The following is a 17,411-nucleotide window of genomic DNA, read 5'->3' as shown; positions in this document are numbered from 1 at the left end:
GCTTCGCATATCGATGACCAGACGAACATAATACGCAACCCCTCGCAACACTCGCTGCAGCATTGTCAAATTCGCCCGCCATGCAACTTGAATTTTAACCTTTGTTACTATTGCCAACGCTATTTTTGATTGCGTTGCGCCGAGGACACCATTGTGACGCCGGGATGACGGCAGCCGGATACCGCGGCGACAAGGACGTTGTTGACCATCTGTATAAAAACGAATTTGCGCAATTGTCATACTTGAAAGGATTGTCTAGCATCCGTCAGTTCGCAGATGCGAATGGCAGCTCTGTTTCTGCTCAATATGTTGATAATGCGAGGAATTCTCTTTCATGCAGGCGGTTTTCGACGGCCATAACGACGTGCTGCTGCGGCTTTGGGCCAATGCGGCCAAGGGTGCTGATCCGGTTTCGGAATTCGTCGATGGGATCGACAGTGGGCATATCGATGGTCCCCGCGCTCGCAAGGGCGGCCTCGCCGGCGGTCTCTGCGCCATCTACATTCCCTCCGACGGCGTGGTGTTGAAGACACCGGATGAAAATGGCCGTTACGTAACGCCGCTCTCGGAGCCGCTTGAACGCCAGCCGTCGCTCGATATTGCGCTTGAATTTGCCGCTATCGCACTGCGTCTCGACAGGGCAGGGGCCTGGAGGCTTTGCCGCTCAACCTCAGATATCCGCAAGGCGATGACTGACGGCATCTTCGCCGCCGTCATGCACATGGAAGGCTGCGAGGCAATCGGTGCGGATCTTGCCGCGCTCGAAACCTTTTACGCGGCTGGCCTGCGGTCGCTTGGCCCGGTCTGGAGCCGCCACAACATCTTTGGGCATGGCGTGCCCTTTGCCTATCCGATGGACCCGGATACAGCGCCGGGCCTGACCGATGCCGGTTTTGCTCTCGTCAAGGAATGCAATCGTCTCGGCATCCTCATCGATCTCGCTCATATCACGGAAAAAGGCTTCTGGGATGTCGCCAGGACATCTGACCAGCCGCTGATTGCCAGCCATTCCAACGCTCACGCCCTGACGCCCGTCGCCCGCAACCTGACGGACAAGCAGCTAGACGCGATCCGCGAGAGCAAGGGGCTGGTTGGTCTCAACTACGCGACGACCATGCTGCGGCCGGATGGGCAGGAGAATGCCAGGACGCCGCTGTCCGATATGGTGCGTCATGTCGATTATCTCGTCGAGCGCATCGGCATCGATTGCGTGGCACTTGGATCGGACTTCGACGGTGCAACCATTCCGGAAGAGATCGCTGATGCCGCCGGCAACCAGAGTCTGATTGCCGCTCTTTCCGCTGCCGGATATGGTGAACAGGAACTCATAAAAATATGCCGGGAAAACTGGCTGCGCGTTTTGGGTCAGGCCTGGCACGAAGCCGCCTGATCCAAGAGACTAAATCAAGAGTCATCAAAGACTTAAACAAGAGGGAACGAAAATGCAGATGCAGATTTTCAGCCGTCACATGCGCATGCTGACAACGGGTGCCGCCATGTCGCTCGCACTTCTGGCAGCCGCTCCGGCCTTTGCCGTCACTCCGGCCGATACGCTGGTTGAGGGCTTCGCTATCGACGACATCATCACCATGGATCCGGGCGAAGCTTTCGAGCTTTCGACGGCTGAAGTCACCAGCAACACCTACGATCTGCTGGTGCGCCTCGACCTCAACGACACGTCCAAGATCGTTGGCGATCTCGCCGACAGCTGGACCGTTTCCGACGACGGCCTGACCTATACCTTCAAGCTGAAGCAGGGCCTGAAGTTCGCCTCCGGCAACCCGATCACCGCTGACGACGTCGCCTTTTCCTTCGAGCGTGCTGTCAAGCTCGACAAGAGCCCGGCTTTCATCCTCACCCAGTTTGGCCTCTCCGGCGACAATGTTACAGAAAAGGCAAAGGCTGCTGACGAAGGCACCTTCGTCTTCACGGTCGACAAGCCCTATGCGCCGAGCTTTGTCCTGAACTGCCTGACGGCAACGGTTGCCTCAGTCGTCGACAAGAAGCTTGTCCTTGAGCACGTTGCCGCCGTTACCCCGTCTGACGAATACAAGTACGACAATGATTTCGGCAACGCCTGGCTGAAGACTGGCTATGCCGGCTCCGGTGCTTTCAAGATGCGTGAATGGCGCGCCAACGAAGTCGTCGTGCTGGAGCGTAACGACAACTATCACGGCACCAAGGCGCCGCTCACCCGCGTCATCTATCGTCACATGAAGGAAAGCTCCGGTCAGCGTCTGGCGCTGGAAGCCGGCGATATCGATATCGCGCGCAACCTGGAGCCGGGCGATCTCGAGGCCATCTCCAAGAACGCGGATCTTGCAACCACGGCAGCGCCGAAGGGGACGGTCTATTACATCAGCCTCAACCAGAAGAACGAGAACCTGGCCAAGCCTGAGGTCGTGGAAGCCTTCAAATATCTGGTTGACTATGATGCCATCGGCTCGACCCTGATCAAGGGCATCGGCGATATTCACCAGACCTTCCTGCCGAAGGGCGTTCTCGGCGAGCTTGATGAAAATCCCTACAAGTTCGACGTTGCCAAGGCGAAGGAACTCTTGGCCAAGGCCGGTCTCGCCGACGGCTTCACCGTCACCATGGACGTGCGCAACACCCAGCCGGTCACCGGTATTGCCGAATCCTTCCAGCAGACGCTCGGTCAGGCCGGCGTGAAGCTCGAAATCATCCCCGGTGACGGTAAGCAGACGCTGACCAAATACCGCGCCCGCACCCACGACATGTATATCGGTCAGTGGGGCCAGGATTACTTCGATCCGAATTCGAACTCGGAAACCTTCACGATCAACCCCGACAATTCGGACGAAGGCAAGAACAAGACGCTCGCCTGGCGCAATGCCTGGGATGTTCCGAAGGAGCTTTCGGACGAATCCAAGGCTGCTCTCCTCGAAAAGGACAGCGCCAAGCGCGCCGATATGTACAAGTCGCTGCAGAAGGCTGTTCTGGAAAAGGGTCCGTTCGTGATCATCTTCCAGCAGACGGAAGTGGCCGGCTACAGCGCCAAGCTCAAGGACTTCAAGCTGGGTCCGAGCTTCGACACCAACTATGTCGGTCCGATCAGCAAGTAATCGGCCTTCAAGGGTAGTCCGTTGAGCATTCCCGAAACATCGCAACTGGCCGGGCGCAAACGCGCCCGTGCCAAAGGTTGGGCTTCGACCATCGCACGGTTTCTCGTGGTGATGGTCACCACCTATCTCGGCCTTCTCGCCGTGACCTTCTTCATTGGCCGTGTCATCCCCATCGATCCGGTGCTGGCCGTTCTCGGCGACCGGGCGCCCGCCCATGTGGTGGAGCGCGTGCGCGAGGAAATGGGGCTCAACAGGCCGCTCTATGTGCAGTTCTTTTATTATATCCGTGATGCGCTGACCGGCAATTTCGGCACCTCGGTGCTGACGACTAATCCGGTCATGGCCGATATCCGCCGCGTCTTCCCGGCCACGATAGAGCTTGCCACGGTGGGCACCCTGATCGGTAGTCTCGTTGGTGTGCCGCTCGGCGTGCTTGCCGCCGTCAAGCGTGGCAGCATTGCTGACCAGGTCGTGCGCGTCGTCGGTCTCATCGGCTATTCCGTGCCGATCTTCTGGCTGGCACTGCTGGCCCTGCTGTTCTTCTACGCCAAGCTGCAATGGATCGCATTTCCCGGTCGCATTGACATCGTCTACGAATACAGTTTTACGCCGGTAACCGGCTTCTACCTGCTCGATTCTCTCTGGCAGGGGCAATGGGACGTGTTCGTCGATGTTTTTCGCCACATCATCCTGCCTGCTGGTTTGCTGGGTTATTTCTCGCTCGCCTATATCAGCCGCATGACGCGCAGCTTCATGCTGAACGAGCTGTCGCAGGAATATATCGTCGCCGCCCGTGCCAAAGGTCTCTCGGAAACCCGCATCATCTGGGGACACGCACTGCGCAACGCCGCGGTGCCGCTGGTGACCGTGATTGCGCTTTCCTATGCCGGGCTTCTCGAAGGCTCGGTTTTGATCGAAACCGTCTTCTCCTGGCCGGGACTCGGTCTCTACATCACCAATTCGCTGCAGAACGCCGATATGAACGCCGTGCTTGGCGGCACGATTATCATCGGTTCGGTGTTCATTGCCATCAACATCCTGTCCGATCTTCTCTACCGGACGCTTGACCCAAGGACGCGCGTACGATGAGCATCGCCCCGTCCCCCCAACGCCCTGCAAGTCGCCGCGAATGGCTACTGTCCGACCGGCCGCAATCGCGCGCGCAGGCCCGCCTCGGCCGGGCCTACATGACCTGGCTGCGCTTCTCGTCGAACCGTCTCGCCGTTCTCGGCCTTCTGATCATCGTTGCCCTCGTGTTGATCGCGATCTTTGCCGATGTGTTGTCACCCCATGATCCGGTCATCGGCAATCTGGCCGGCGCCCGTCTGCTGCCGCCGGGGGCGCAAGGCTATCTGCTCGGCACCGACGATCAGGGCAGGGATATCCTCTCGCGCCTGCTGCATGGCTCGCGCCTGACATTGTTTGTCATCGTGCTGGTCGCTGTTATCGCAGCCCCGGTCGGGCTGCTTGTCGGCACGGTCTCCGGCTATGTCGGCGGCTGGGTTGATGCGGTTTTGATGCGCATCACCGATATCTTCCTTGCCTTTCCGAAGCTCGTACTGGCACTCGCCTTTGTTGCGGCGTTGGGACCCGGCATCGAAAACGCCATCCTCGCCATCGCCATCACCTCCTGGCCGCCCTATGCCCGCATCGCCCGTGCCGAGACGCTGACGGTGCGTAACTCCGACTATATTGCCGCCGTCCGGCTTATGGGCGCTTCGCCCTTCCGCATTGTGTTGCGCCATGTCATGCCGATGTGCATGTCCTCGCTCATCGTGCGCGTCACGCTCGATATGGCCGGCATTATCCTTACGGCCGCCGGTCTGAGCTTCCTTGGCCTTGGTGCCCAACCGCCGCTGCCCGAATGGGGCGCGATGATCGCATCCGGCCGCCGCTTCATCCTCGACCAGTGGTGGGTCGCGACCATGCCGGGCATTGCCATCCTGATTGTCAGTCTCGGCTTCAACCTTCTCGGCGATGGCCTGCGCGATGCGCTCGACCCGCGGGAGAGCGGTCAATGAGCGCCCTTCTGACGGTCGATAATCTCAAGGTTTCCTTCCCGACGCGCACCGGCACGGTCGAGGCCGTGCGCGGCGTTTCCTTCACGCTTGGTCGCGAGCGGCTTGGCATTGTCGGCGAGAGCGGTTCCGGCAAGTCGCAGACGGGCAGGGCAATCATGGGGCTTACCCCGGCCCACGCCAAAATTTCGGCAAAGACTCTGAATTTCGACGGCATAGATCTCGTCTCCGCATCCCCTCGCCAGAAGCGGGCTCTGCGTGGCAATCGCATCGCCATGATCCTGCAGGATCCGAAATACTCGCTGAACCCTGTCATGAGTATCGGCCGCCAGATCGTCGAGACCCTGCGCACCCATGAAAACATCGGCAAGCGCGAGGCCCGCGACCGGGCTATTGCCATGCTGGAAGCCGTGCAGATCCGCGACGCGGCCCGCGTCTTCGACCTGCATCCACACGAGGTTTCAGGCGGTATGGGCCAGCGCGCGATGATCGCCATGATGCTGGTTGCCGGCCCCGAGATGCTGATTGCCGACGAACCGACCTCGGCACTCGACGTGACCGTGCAGCTCGAAGTGCTGTCGGTTCTCGACAAGCTGGTGGCCGAGCGAGGCATGGGGCTGATCTTCATCTCCCATGATCTTCGGCTCGTATCTTCCTTCTGCGACCGAGTGATCGTCATGTATGCTGGCCGTATCGTCGAGGAGCTGGCCGCGGGCGATCTCGCCAACGCAAAACATCCCTATACGCAAGGCCTGCTCAACTGCATGCCGACCATCGGCTCAACCCGGCATCCTCTTCCGGTGCTCGACCGCAAACCGGAGTGGGCGTTATGACCTCAGCGATCTCGGTCGAAAACCTCACCGTCACCTACGAGGATTTTCTGGCGCTGAACGAGGTTTCGATCAACGTCGAGCCGGGCGAATCCTACGGCCTCGTCGGCGAATCCGGCTCGGGTAAATCGACTCTCCTGCGCGCCATTGCCGGCCTTGCGCCGGTCACAGATGGTCAGATCGGCATCGACGGAAAGTCGCTGCCGCGCCGTAAACGCGACAAAGCGTTCTACCGTCAGGTCCAGATGGTCTTCCAGGACCCCTACGGCTCCCTGCATCCACGCCAGACGATCGACCGCCTGTTGCAGGAACCGCTCGCCATCCACGGCGTTCCGGATGCGGAAAATCGCATTGTCCGGGCGCTGGATGAGGTTGGTCTCGGCCCGAGCTTCCGCTTTCGCTACGCCCACCAGTTGTCCGGCGGCCAGCGTCAGCGCATCGCGATTGCCCGAGCCCTGATCGTCGAGCCCTCGATCCTGCTGCTCGACGAGCCGACCTCGGCGCTCGATGCGTCCGTGCAGGCAGAGGTGCTGAACCTGCTCGAACAGATCCGCCGCGACCGCAAGCTCACCTTCATCATGGTCAGCCACGACCTCGGCGTCGTCACCCATATGTGCGAGCGTCTGGCGGTGATGAAAAACGGCCGGGTCGTCGAACGCCTGACTGCGCCGGATCTTGTGGCGGGCCGCATCACCGAGCCCTATACGCAAAACCTGATGGTGGCGAGCAAGGGCTTCGTGCGCAAGGAAGCCGCGGTCATTTAAGCCGCGGCGACGGTTTTCCGATTGGCTCAACGGGGCAGGGTGGCATTCAAGCGCGAGATGAGGGTAAAAGGCTGGAATGGAGGCCGTTATGGCTTATCCAGGTTACTGCGGACGCTCAAATCGCCATCCCAGCCGTTTGCGCTGATTTTCCTTGTTGCTCCGGTGCATTGGCCATTGAAGCGGCGTTCATCCTGGGCTATGAACCGGGCACAGCCTGCTTCGGCGGAAACGCCGCGGATGCACCCGTAGCTCAGCTGGATAGAGTGTTGGATTCCGATTCCAAAGGTCGCGCGTTCGAATCGCGCCGGGTGCACCAAATTGCAGTATATATTCCAAATCGCTTTGTCCCCTGCCGGCGGTATATGGTCGCGAACGGAATCAGCCTTCTCTGACGCCAGGAGCGAAGCTCCAATAATCGATGTCCTCTTGGGCGTACGTCTCAGACATTCGAACTGTTGCCGGGATATTCGGATTAGTGGTACCGTATCGTCGAATTCACCACTCGTTGCATTGTTATGTTCGAAGTCAGACGTGCACGGCCCGGGGACATTGGTGGAGCGGTTTCCGCCGTGGGCGAAGCTTTCGACCAAGACTCCTTGATGTTGTATCTCTTTCGCGAAAACCCAAATGGCGTCCGCGCTGGCGCGATGGAATTCTTCTCTCTTTTGCTCAGGGCCAGGATTGCGCTCGGGATGCCCGCATATGTGCTGCAGCAAGCCGACAGTGTGCTGGGCGCTGTGATGGGGTACGACACGTCACGTCCGGTCTGGCCAGCGGCGCTCGCCAGGGAATGGCGCCAGTTCGAAGCCGAAATGCCCGGATTTACCGGGCGCCTCGCGGCCTACGAGAAAATCTGCGAGGCTCATCAGCCGAGCGAGGACCACTATTATCTCGGCGTGATCGGCGTACACCCGTCCGTTCAGGGCAAGGGCGCAGGAAAGGTTATGCTCGACACCTTTTGCGCGTGTGCTCACGCAGATCCAAAATCACACGGCGTCTATCTGGAGACCTCCAATCCGGTCAGCCTCCAATTCTACTACAATAACGGGTTCGAACTCAGGGGAGAAGGCAGCCTCGATGCAACGCCCTTGTGGTGCGTCTACAAGCGGACGTAACGGGCAGGACGCCCGCTCTGAGAAGTTCGACGGCCGTTCACGCCAGGGCTAAAGCGCGTCGCGACCTTTCAGATTCGCTCCCATGCTTTAGCTCTTTGTTTTTGCGCATGTCGTTACCGCAAAACCGCTGCACACTTTTGCGCGACATGCTCTAGCTTCGGCACGTGGGGCTCAGGAGCCGAAACAATCACATAACAGTTCCCGGTTTCATCTCGTCCGGAGCGCCACCCATTTTCCGCCATTTCGGGACAAAACTGGGCGTAGAGTCCCGCGACTGACCCTCAGCAGCCATTCATCTGAACGGCTTGAATTTCGCGAGAGGAGGAAGCCGCCGGTCGGATGGTATTCGCTTAAGGCCGCCATCATTGAACCGGAACATCAGAGGCTGGTGTCCAGCCGACGCTGGATGTCTTCGACCAAAAGGGCTGCTTCCTCCGCGATTGCCAATATGGTGCCCGACCGTCGCGAGATCGCGAAAGGCAGACCGGCGAAATACACGCCGGGGACACTCGCGAAGCCGCCCTCATGTGAGGGCTGGCCTTGTGCATCGAGCACATCGGGAACGCGCGCCCACTCGAAATCCCCCTTGAATCCCGTGCACCAGATTACCGTCGTGATTCCCTGCGCAGCGAGATCAAGGGATAGGACGGGTGGATTTGGCAGAACCGCCGGCACTACCTCCGCCGGGTCCGGCTCAGCCTCCGGGGCATCGATGCCGTTGCGCGCGATATATGCGTCGATCTGGCTTCGAAGTCTTGCGGAACCCTCGTCCGCATGGCGAACATGGGCTTCCGCATCCTCGCTGAATGATAGGTGACCGTCGTCGATGCCGGTGAGCCGGCCGAGTAGGACAACGCCTTGCGCGCTGAGGGACTGCAGGCTGATCGTGTGAAGCGCGCCTGTCAGCGCCCTTCCAGGGATCGGCCCCTGTTGAAGCATTTCCCTGCGTGTCACATCGATCAGTCCGGTCAGAACCATCCAGACGCTGATGTGCGTACCCCGATACATTCGGGGCAGTCGGCCGACCTGCCCTGTTGAAAGAAACACCGTTCGCCCTGCCTGGACCAGGTCCTCGGCGATTTGGCCGCCCGACTGGGCACTACCGACGACCAGCACGGCTCCACTGTCGAGAGCAGATGCGTTGCGATAGGCCGATGCATCGATCTGTTGGATATTGGCCGGCAATAAAGCGGAGAAAGGCGGGCGCGCCGGGCAATTCTGGTTGCTGCTGGCGATCACCACATTTCTCGCCCACAGGGGGCCGCGCGGCAGGGTCACCCGGTACAGGCCATCACTCGCGACAAGGTCCGTCACCGGGGCGCCGGTTTCAACGGGGAGGTCATGTCGGTCGGCGTAGTCCTCCAGGAGCGCAACAAACTCGTCGCTCGTCATGGCGCCGTCGGGATCGGGGCCGAAATAGCTATCCCCGGGCATGACAGTTTGGCTGTTGGGTGTGTTTATCCGAAAGCTGTCCCAGCGCTGGGTCCGCCAGGTTTCGCCGATGCGGGCTCGCTCCACCACTTTATGGCGCAAGCCGCGTTGCGTCAGCGCGTGACTGACGCCCAGCCCGGCCCAACCGGCGCCGATGACGACGGCATCAAGAATGTCCGTTCCGCTCGCCATTGCGTTCCCCTCATATTGTCAGCCTATTGTACTTTGTGAAATCAGTAAACGGTCCGCTTTGCGGTACGGTTTTGCTCTCACACATGACAAAATCGCAGCCCGAGGCCTCCGTAACGTCGGCGCTGGTGACGAAAGAAACCGGCGTGGGGGAGGCGATATGGCAGGCGGCAACGATGTCTCGGATCGACTGCGTCTTCCCGCGGGTGCCGATGCTATAGCGCTGGCCGGCGGGAACTAAGGGGCCTGACATCGCCTTCTTATTCATCCGCCTGGGCGGGTGGTTCGCTTTCAAAGCGAAGAGTCCAGATAGTGCGCTGTTCCGTCGCGGGCAAGATATATGTTCGTTATCAGATTGATATGACTGCAGAAATTTTCCTTTTTCTCCGTCTTTGGTCGATTGCAGGTCTCCTGCGACAATCCGGCCAATGGTATTGCGCACAGCAACCTCTCATTTCCCAGGCTTGAAGATACGGATGCCCCAGGAGGCAAACATGGAAGAGAGCTATAGCCCGACCACCAACCCGGCCCTGACGGGGATCAGGGGCTTATGTCCCCGCTGCCAGACGGGTCATCTGTTCGAGGGGGTGCTGAAGCTTGCGCCGCGGTGTGAAATCTGCGGGCTCGATTATTCCTTCGCCGATCCGGCGGATGGGCCGGCGTTCTTTGCGATGACGATCGTCGCGGTGCCGGCGCTGTTGTTCGCGCTCTGGCTTCAGCTTGCTTATGAACCGGCGCTGTGGGTGCACGTGCTGACTACTTTGCCGTTGACACTTCTTGCGTGCGTGGCGCTACTGCGACCACTGAAGGGTTGGCTGGTGTGCTCCCAGTTTTTCCATAAGGCTGAAGAGGGAAGCATCGACCGGGAATGGCATCAGAATGCAGCCAAGGGTCTCAAGTAATTCGCCATAGGTTTCAGCGGCGGATGTGAAGATCGCTAAACCGGATTTGATCTTGGCTGCAAAATATAAAAGCGCCGCGTCCTTCTGGAGCGCGGCGCTTTTGATGTTCGGGCGGGGCTAAGGGCTTTACGCCGTCTGCATCGCGCCCGGTCCCGGGATCGCCTTTTCCGGCACCTTGCCGAGGATGATCATGCCCAGCACCTCATCCTTGGTCACGTCTTCGGTGCGGGCGTGGCCGACAACCTGGCCGTTCTTCATGACCGAGACGCGGTCCGCGAGGTCGAAGACGTCGTGGATGTCGTGGCTGATCAGGAAGATACCGATGCCTTCGCGCTTCAGCTGCTTGATGAGTTCACCGACCTGTGCCGTTTCCTGGGGGCCGAGCGCTGCCGTCGGCTCGTCCATGATCAGGATGCGGGCGTCGAACAGGATCGCACGGGCGATCGCCACCGACTGCCGCTGGCCACCAGATAGTGCTTTCACCGGTTCCTTGAAGCGCTGGAAGTTCGGGTTGAGACGTCCCATGACTTCGCGGGCCTTAGCCTCCATCGCGACATCGTCGAGCGTGCCCCAGGGGGTGCGCAACTCGCGGCCGAGATAGAGGTTGGCGGCGGCATCGACGTTATCGGCGACGGCGAGCGTCTGGTAGATCGTCTCGATGCCGTATTTCTTGGCGTCGCGCGGGTTGTTGATGTCGGCTTGCTCGCCATTGATCAGGATTTCGCCGGCATCACGTTTGTACGCGCCTGACAGGATTTTGATCAGCGTCGACTTGCCGGCGCCGTTGTGGCCGAGAAGGGCCACCACTTCACCGGGGTGAAGATCGACCGAGGCGTTGTCGACGGCGTGGATGCCGCCGAAGGAAATGGAGATGTTCTTCATTTCCACGAGGGGAGTGCGTTGTTCTGACATATTCGTACTCCTTACTTGGCGCGCGTGCGGTAGACGGTGTCGGCCCAGACGGCGAGCACCAGCACGATGCCGACGACGATGCGCTGCAGCGGACTGTCGATACCGAGAAGCACCATGCCTGATTGCAGCGACTGCATGACGAGCGCACCGATCATGGCACCAGCGATGGTGCCCACACCGCCGGCAAGCGAGGTGCCGCCGATGACGGCTGCCGCGATGGTATAGAGTTCGTCGAGTTCACCCTGGGCATTGGTGGCTGCATTGAGGCGGGCAGTGGAGATAGCAGCGGCGACGGCGCAGAGGATGCCCATCAGCATGAAGATGCGGATGGTGACCCAGCGGGTCTTGATACCGGCGAGTTCAGCCGCTTCCGGGTTACCGCCGAGCGCGAAGACGTAGCGGCCGAAGCGCAGGCGGGTCGAGACGAACGTCATGACGATGCCGACCGCAATCGCCATCAGCACCGGAATGGCGATGCCGTGGGAAATCTGCAGCCCGCCTTCAGGCCAGGCGATGGCATTCGCTTCGGCGTATTTGCGGGCGATGTTGACCGGCCAATAGTAGATCGTGGCGACCCACACAGCCAAAAGCACCAGTGCGCAGCTGAGGATGGAGAGGAAATATTCGGCCCAGATCGGGCGGCGCGGAAAACCAAAGCGCTTGCGCTGCTTGCGGGAGTTTATGATCGCGCCAACGATGGCGAGGCAGGCGATGATGCCGACGATCCAGCTGACCGTCGCGCCGATCGAGCCTTCGGTGCCGCCGCCCATCAGACGGAAGGTCGGGTTCATCGGGGCGACCGTCTGGCCGGAGGTCACAAACCATGTCGCACCGCGCCAGACGAGCAGGCCGCCGAGCGTCACGATGAAGGATGGCACGTTGAGGAAGGCGATGATCGATCCATGAAGCGCGCCGATGGCCGCGCCGATCAGGATGCCGCAGGCGAGCGTGACGATCCAGGTGAGGCTTGAGTCCATGCCGAGATATTGCGGCAGGATCTGCGCCTGAAGGACCCCCATAATCATGCCGCAGAAGCCAAGCACGGAGCCGACGGACAGATCGATGTTGCGGGTGACGATGACGAGCACCATGCCGGTCGCCATGATGGCGACGGACGAGGTCTGAACCGTCAGGTTCCAGAGGTTACGGGGCGTCAGGAACAGGCCGCCGGTCAAGACCTGGAAGCCGATCCAGATGATCAGCAGCGCGCCGACCATTCCCAGCAGGCGGGTATCGATCTCGGTGGCGCGGAAAAAGCGCTTCACCGGATGTTCGGTGGCGCTACGGGCGCGATTGAGTTGTGTGGTTTGTATCGTGTCGGCCATGGCCCTGCCATTCCCCCCACTCGTTCTTGCTTTTGTACCGCTTTCGCGGTCACGTCGATAATATCACTGTCCGCATGCGTGGCCTAACCTCGTGAAGAACGCCGCAACGGAGGCCGCTGCGGCGTTCTTTTTGGTCAAACCGTCAAATGGCGGATGCCGTTTGTTACTTGCAGGCTGCGACGTCACCCTTGACGCCGGCGCATGCTTCTTCCTTGGAGATCCAGCCCGCGTCGATGACGACGTTCAGGTTGTCCTTGGTGATCGGCAGCGGAGCCAGGAACACGGACTTCATTTCGACGCCCTTCGGGCCGCCGTTGAAGGTTGTGACACCTTCGATGTCATCCATGGTCTTGCCGCTTGCGAGCGTTGCTGCGATTTCAGCAGCGCGCTTGCCGAGTTCGCGGCTATCCTTCCAGACGGAAACCGTCTGCGTGCCGAGAGCAACGCGGTTCAGGGCTGCCTTGTCGGCGTCCTGACCCGAAACCGGAACCGAACCCGCGAGGCCCTGTGCGTCGAGTGCTGCAACCGCGCCGCCGGCCGTGCCGTCGTTCGAGGCAACAACGGCATCGACCTTGTTGTCGTTGGCCGTCAGGAACTGTTCCATGTTCTTCTGGGCATTTTCCGGCTTCCAGCCGTCGGTGTAAGCTTCGCCGACGTTCTTGATCTTGCCGCTATCGATGGCTTCCTTCAGAACTTCCTGCTGACCTGCGAAGAGGAAGTCAGCATTCGGGTCGGACGACGATCCCTTGATGAAGACGTAGTTGCCTTCCGGCTTCACCTTGAACACTTCGCGGGCCTGCATGCGGCCAACTTCCTTGTTGTCGAAGGTGATATAGAAAGCAGCCGGGTTTTCGATCAGGCGGTCATAGCCGACGACCGGGATACCTTCAGCAGCAGCCTTTTCGATGGCCGGGCCGATGGCGTCCGAGTCCTGAGCGAGAACGATGAGGGCGTTTGCGCCCTGCGAGATCAGCGACTCGACGTCGGTCAGCTGCTTGGCAGCGGACGACTGGGCGTCAGCGGAAATGTACTTGTCGCCGGAGGCTTCGAGTGCTGCCTTGATGGCGGCTTCGTCGGTCTTCCAACGCTCTTCCTGGAAGTTCGACCAGGATACGCCAACGATAAGGTCCTTCGCCATGACAGCCGTGTGCATGGACGTGATGATGGCAACACCTGCCATCAGCTTCAAAACTGATTTCATTAAGTCCTCCCAAGTGACATGCCAACCGTCCGAGCGAACCTCCCGCCCGGCCCCCGGTCAGCGCAACGTGCTGTCGCAAACCCGAAAGAGTTTTTTCTCGACAGTCGAGAAAATAAATGTCAGAGTTTTCAGAAGCTGTCAACAAGGCATTCCAAATGCTGGACACGCTTGCAGACAGATGCTTGGGAGGGCATGTGTTTCATCAGGAGATTGGGGATAAGGATCTGAAATGCTGACGAAATCCAGCACCGAACTGGTGCGTCAGCAAAACAGCGCCGTTGTTCTTTCGGCGCTTCGCCGAGGTGGGGCCGCTTCCCATACCGAGCTTGCGACGCGCACCGGGCTTGCCTCTGGAACCGTGTCGGCTATCACCGCCGAGCTGGAGCGGGCAGGGGTTCTCGAAAAGAGCGAGCAGCGGGCCTATGGCGGGCGCGGGCGCCCGCGTGTTTTGTTTTCGCAGCGGCGCGACTGTGGCTACCTGATTGCCGTGCGCATTTCCTCCGATACGGTTCAATATTCACTGGTCGATTACAGCGGACGGCTGATCGATCGCTTCGAGGACGCGCGCAATCACGGTCCGGGTGGCGCCGATGCTTTTCCGGCCGAAGTGACTGATGCGCTTTCGCGGCTGGCGGCACGTTCTCAGCTTAATAAGGATGCGGTGCTGGCGATCTCGATCAGCAGCAAGGGCACGGTTAACGCTGCAAGCCCGACGCTGCTCTGGTCGCCCCTTTTCGGAAGCCGCCAGCTCGATTTTGGCGCGCTTTTGCGGCAGGACTGGCGGGCGAAGATATCGCTGAACAACGAGACGTTGCTCGTTGCCCAGGCGCTCGCCCTGAAGGCGGACAAGGGGCCGGACAGCAAGTTTCAGGCGCTGGCGGCTCTGTCACTCGGCCACAGCGTCGGGCTCGGCATCGCGCGCAAGAATAGTCAGGGCGAGCTGGAAGCGACTGCTCCGAACTTCGGTCACATGCTGCACAACGCGGGAGGCGGCCTTTGTCGCTGCGGCTCCTATGGCTGCATCGAGGCTTCGGCCGGATTTTACGGAATTCTGCGTTCCGCCTTCCAGGTTCCACCCGATACAATCCCGGCGAAGTTCGTGCCGCTTGTCGAAATGGACAAGATCGCGACGAGCGCCCGGCAAGGAAACCGCATGGCCGAATATGCCTTCCGGCAGGCCGGCGTGGCGCTGGGCAACGGTCTGTCGCGGCTGATGAGTTTTCACGAGCGCATGCCGATCCACATCACCGGACCGGGAACCCGCTATTTCGATCTCCTGCAGCGCGGCATCGAGGAAGGCTTGTCGCAATCGCATGAGGTCCGGCTGCAGGGCATGCCGGAGATATCAGTGAATTTCGATGAGCAGCGGCTGGTTTTCGAGGGGCATCTCGACCGGGCTCTGACGGATGCAGATCAGGACATCATCTCGGCGAAGCTTTCGACCTGAGAAAAAGAAAAGGGCCGGCGGAGGCCGACCCTTACGGTATCTTCCGATAGGCCGCATCAGGCTTTAAACCTCGATACGTACCTGGCGCTTTTCCGCAACGGAGCGCATGGCCGTATCGGCAAGCTCAAGCGCTGCAAGCCCGTCTTTGCCGGACGGCGTGATGGTCGCGCCCTTTTCGATCGCGGCGATGAAGCTGGCGATCTCGTTGGCATAGGCTTCGGTATAGCGGGTCATGAAAAAATCGTGCAGCGGTGGGCGTGTATAGCCCTGGCCGTTGGCGATCTCGATCGAGACGGCGCGCTGGTTTTCGGCCGCGACCATACCCTTCGAGCCGTGGACCTCGATGCGTTGGTCATAGCCATAGGTGGCGCGGCGCGAGTTGGAGATGACGGCCTGCTTGCCGCTTGCCGTTTCGAGGATGACCGAGACGCTATCGAAGTCGCCGGCCTTGCCGATTTCCGGATCGACCAGAACGGCGGCATGGGCGGTAACGGCGACCGGCTCTTCGCCGAGCAGGAAGCGGGCCATGTCAAAATCGTGGATAGTCATGTCGCGGAAAATGCCACCAGAGCGCTTGATGTAGTCTACCGGTGGTGCGCCGGGATCGCGCGAGGTGATCGTCACCATTTCGACGGTGCCGATGGCGCCGTCATCGATCGCCTTGCGCACGGCCATGAAATGCGGATCGAAGCGGCGGTTGAAACCAACCATCAGCTTGCCCTTGGTTTCCTCGACGACATCAAGGCATTCACGTACACGATTGACATCGAGATCGACCGGCTTTTCGCAGAAGATCGCCTTGCTGGCGCGGGCGAAGCGCTCGATCAGGTCGGCATGGGTGTCAGTCGGCGTGCAGATGACGACGGCGTCGATGTCGCTGGCCTTCTCGATCGCCTCGATCGTGCGGACTTCGCAGCCGTATTGCTTGGCGATAGCCTCTGCAGCGGCCGGCATCGCGTCGGCGACGGCGACGAGAATAGCGTTCGGGTTGTTGCTGACAGCCTTGGCGTGAACCTTACCAATGCGGCCTGCGCCGAGAAGAGCAAATCTGACAGTCATGTTCGTCTCTTTCATAAATGCGGCAGCATGCCGCGAAGGGGCGGGTTCGCGCTCGCGGCGGCGCGGGCGACAGATGCGTGTTCAAAAAAGGAGGGGCATCTGATGACGCCTGCCGGTTCTCTCCCGTGGTCTCGTTTCACCCTTCATCCTCCAATTCGGAATGAAACGACAATGATTTCATATTTCGGAATATTTATTCCGTTTTTGCGTCATCCGTCAAGCCGCCGCGGATAGTCCTCTTGCAGTCGTGGCAAATATCCCCATAAGGCTTGAAGGGGCATGGGTCGGCAAGGCGCCATGCTCGCAAGCGAACGTCAAGGCCGGAGGAACAGCAGCATGTTCAAATTCATCGATGTGGATCATCCGTTTTACCGGCCACTCTGGATTCGCGTGCTGATCGTGCTGTTCTGTGCTGGTTGGACGGGCGTCGAATTTTACAACGGTGCCACCACCTGGGGCTTCATCTTCCTGGCAGTTGGAGCCTATGCGGCCTGCGCGCTGCTGATCTTCTACAACCCGAAAGACAAAACCGAGGACGTGGTTGCGCCGGAAGAGAAGCCTGCGGGAGACGACGCGGCCTGACCGTTGTCAGGCACCTTTGGGCGCCATGATCTTCAGCCGCCTCAATGCCTCGTCGATCAGCATGTTGGCAACCTTCATGCGCAGCGTCGCATGGGCACGAAAGTCCAGCGGATATCTGTCGGGGTGGTTTTCGGCTGCGAAACGGCGGCGTTTTTCGGTCAGCGACAAGGTTGTCTCGTTATCGCCGAGGCCCAGGTCCGCTGCGATCATGTCCGGGTTGGTGCGCCGCAGGTGATCCGGAATCACCGGTTTCGGCTTTGGCTTAGGAGGTTGAAGCATCTCTTCGCCAGCATTTTCGAGATAGGCGTGATGTGCCACAACCGTGCCGAAATTGCCGGCGGCGGTAAGGGTGCCGACGAAGGGCGCGGAAATGCCGCTGCTCACGACGGAAGGAGTCTCATCCTCCGTCGTGGCCTCGTTTTCCTCGGCCTTAAATCGTTCCAGCACGGACTGGAAAACAGACATCCCGAACATCAAGCCTCCGCAGACGGTTAAACTCAGCGAGCATCATCACGTCATGCCTATAGACATAAGAGTATTATGCGAGGCT

At 60.0% G+C, this 17,411-nt stretch carries 17 protein-coding genes and 1 tRNA gene; 11 read left to right on the top strand and 7 right to left on the bottom strand.

The genetic code is table 11. The features are described from left to right. The first annotated feature begins 334 nt into the window (after positions 1–334). The 8 genes from QO002_RS17290 to QO002_RS17255 all read left to right on the top strand — a co-directional run bounded on the left by QO002_RS17290 (position 335) and on the right by QO002_RS17255 (position 7,813). Positions 335–1,390, top strand: coding sequence for a dipeptidase (locus QO002_RS17290; RefSeq protein WP_307231887.1), 1,056 nt, complete (start codon positions 335–337; stop codon positions 1,388–1,390). Between the two features lie 58 nt (positions 1,391–1,448). Continuing rightward, positions 1,449–3,086, top strand: coding sequence for an ABC transporter substrate-binding protein (locus tag QO002_RS17285; RefSeq protein WP_370878555.1), 1,638 nt, complete (start codon positions 1,449–1,451; stop codon positions 3,084–3,086). A 21-nt stretch (positions 3,087–3,107) separates the two neighbouring features. Then, a complete protein-coding gene (locus QO002_RS17280; protein WP_307231883.1) occupies positions 3,108–4,175 on the top strand; it encodes an ABC transporter permease in 1,068 nt (355 codons plus the stop codon). Further along, entirely contained in the window at positions 4,172–5,107 is a 936-nt protein-coding gene (nikC, locus tag QO002_RS17275; RefSeq protein WP_307231880.1) for a nickel transporter permease, read from the top strand. The genes QO002_RS17280 and nikC overlap by 4 nt, the downstream gene beginning before the upstream one ends. Then, positions 5,104–5,937, top strand: a complete 834-nt coding sequence (locus tag QO002_RS17270; protein WP_307231878.1) for an ABC transporter ATP-binding protein — start codon at positions 5,104–5,106, stop codon at positions 5,935–5,937. Before nikC ends, QO002_RS17270 begins: the two co-directional genes overlap by 4 nt. After that, a complete protein-coding gene (locus QO002_RS17265; protein ID WP_307231876.1) occupies positions 5,934–6,698 on the top strand; it encodes an ABC transporter ATP-binding protein in 765 nt (254 codons plus the stop codon). Before QO002_RS17270 ends, QO002_RS17265 begins: the two co-directional genes overlap by 4 nt. Positions 6,699–6,937: 239 nt before the next feature. Continuing rightward, positions 6,938–7,014, top strand: a tRNA-Arg gene (locus QO002_RS17260). Positions 7,015–7,267: 253 nt separating this feature from the next. Next, entirely contained in the window at positions 7,268–7,813 is a 546-nt protein-coding gene (locus tag QO002_RS17255; protein ID WP_307231874.1) for a GNAT family N-acetyltransferase, read from the top strand. A gap of 378 nt (positions 7,814–8,191) precedes the next feature. On the opposite strand, the gene QO002_RS17250 is transcribed toward QO002_RS17255, so the two are convergent. Both QO002_RS17250 and QO002_RS17245 read right to left on the bottom strand, forming a co-directional pair. Then, positions 8,192–9,436: a flavin-containing monooxygenase gene (locus QO002_RS17250; RefSeq protein ID WP_307231872.1), complete on the bottom strand. Its 1,245-nt coding sequence runs from the start codon at positions 9,434–9,436 to the stop codon at positions 8,192–8,194. Between the two features lie 10 nt (positions 9,437–9,446). Further along, on the bottom strand, positions 9,447–9,875 hold the full coding sequence (locus QO002_RS17245; RefSeq protein WP_307231870.1) for a hypothetical protein: 429 nt from the start codon (positions 9,873–9,875) through the stop codon (positions 9,447–9,449). Positions 9,876–9,927: 52 nt separating this feature from the next. On the opposite strand from QO002_RS17245, the gene QO002_RS17240 reads away from it, so the two are divergent. Continuing rightward, complete coding sequence (locus tag QO002_RS17240) at positions 9,928–10,335, top strand: DUF983 domain-containing protein (RefSeq protein ID WP_307231868.1); 408 nt, start codon at positions 9,928–9,930, stop codon at positions 10,333–10,335. A 126-nt stretch (positions 10,336–10,461) separates the two neighbouring features. Here the strand turns inward: QO002_RS17240 and QO002_RS17235 are convergent, their stop codons facing one another. The 3 genes from QO002_RS17235 to xylF form a co-directional block, all read right to left on the bottom strand. Further along, complete coding sequence (locus QO002_RS17235; protein WP_307231865.1) at positions 10,462–11,247, bottom strand: ATP-binding cassette domain-containing protein; 786 nt, start codon at positions 11,245–11,247, stop codon at positions 10,462–10,464. Between the two features lie 11 nt (positions 11,248–11,258). Next, complete coding sequence (locus tag QO002_RS17230) at positions 11,259–12,572, bottom strand: sugar ABC transporter permease (RefSeq protein WP_307231863.1); 1,314 nt, start codon at positions 12,570–12,572, stop codon at positions 11,259–11,261. Positions 12,573–12,735: 163 nt separating this feature from the next. Then, positions 12,736–13,773: a D-xylose ABC transporter substrate-binding protein gene (xylF, locus tag QO002_RS17225; protein ID WP_307231861.1), complete on the bottom strand. Its 1,038-nt coding sequence runs from the start codon at positions 13,771–13,773 to the stop codon at positions 12,736–12,738. Between the two features lie 229 nt (positions 13,774–14,002). Between xylF and QO002_RS17220 the strand changes: the two genes are divergently transcribed. Next, positions 14,003–15,220 (top strand): ROK family transcriptional regulator, encoded by a 1,218-nt coding sequence (locus tag QO002_RS17220; protein WP_307231859.1) that lies wholly within the window; start codon positions 14,003–14,005, stop codon positions 15,218–15,220. 63 nt (positions 15,221–15,283) lie between these two features. Here the strand turns inward: QO002_RS17220 and iolG are convergent, their stop codons facing one another. Beyond that, positions 15,284–16,279 (bottom strand): inositol 2-dehydrogenase, encoded by a 996-nt coding sequence (iolG, locus tag QO002_RS17215; protein ID WP_307231857.1) that lies wholly within the window; start codon positions 16,277–16,279, stop codon positions 15,284–15,286. A gap of 336 nt (positions 16,280–16,615) precedes the next feature. On the opposite strand from iolG, the gene QO002_RS17210 reads away from it, so the two are divergent. Then, positions 16,616–16,861, top strand: a complete 246-nt coding sequence (locus QO002_RS17210; RefSeq protein WP_307231855.1) for a hypothetical protein — start codon at positions 16,616–16,618, stop codon at positions 16,859–16,861. Positions 16,862–16,867: 6 nt separating this feature from the next. Here the strand turns inward: QO002_RS17210 and QO002_RS17205 are convergent, their stop codons facing one another. Beyond that, positions 16,868–17,335, bottom strand: a complete 468-nt coding sequence (locus tag QO002_RS17205) for a hypothetical protein (protein WP_307231854.1) — start codon at positions 17,333–17,335, stop codon at positions 16,868–16,870. Positions 17,336–17,411 lie beyond the last annotated feature (76 nt).

Source organism: Pararhizobium capsulatum DSM 1112 (assembly GCF_030814475.1).
GTDB classification, from domain to species: Bacteria; Pseudomonadota; Alphaproteobacteria; order Rhizobiales; family Rhizobiaceae; genus Pararhizobium; species Pararhizobium capsulatum.
The sequence above is the reverse complement of the archived record's forward strand: the minus strand, read 5'-3'. Positions and strand labels throughout refer to the sequence as shown.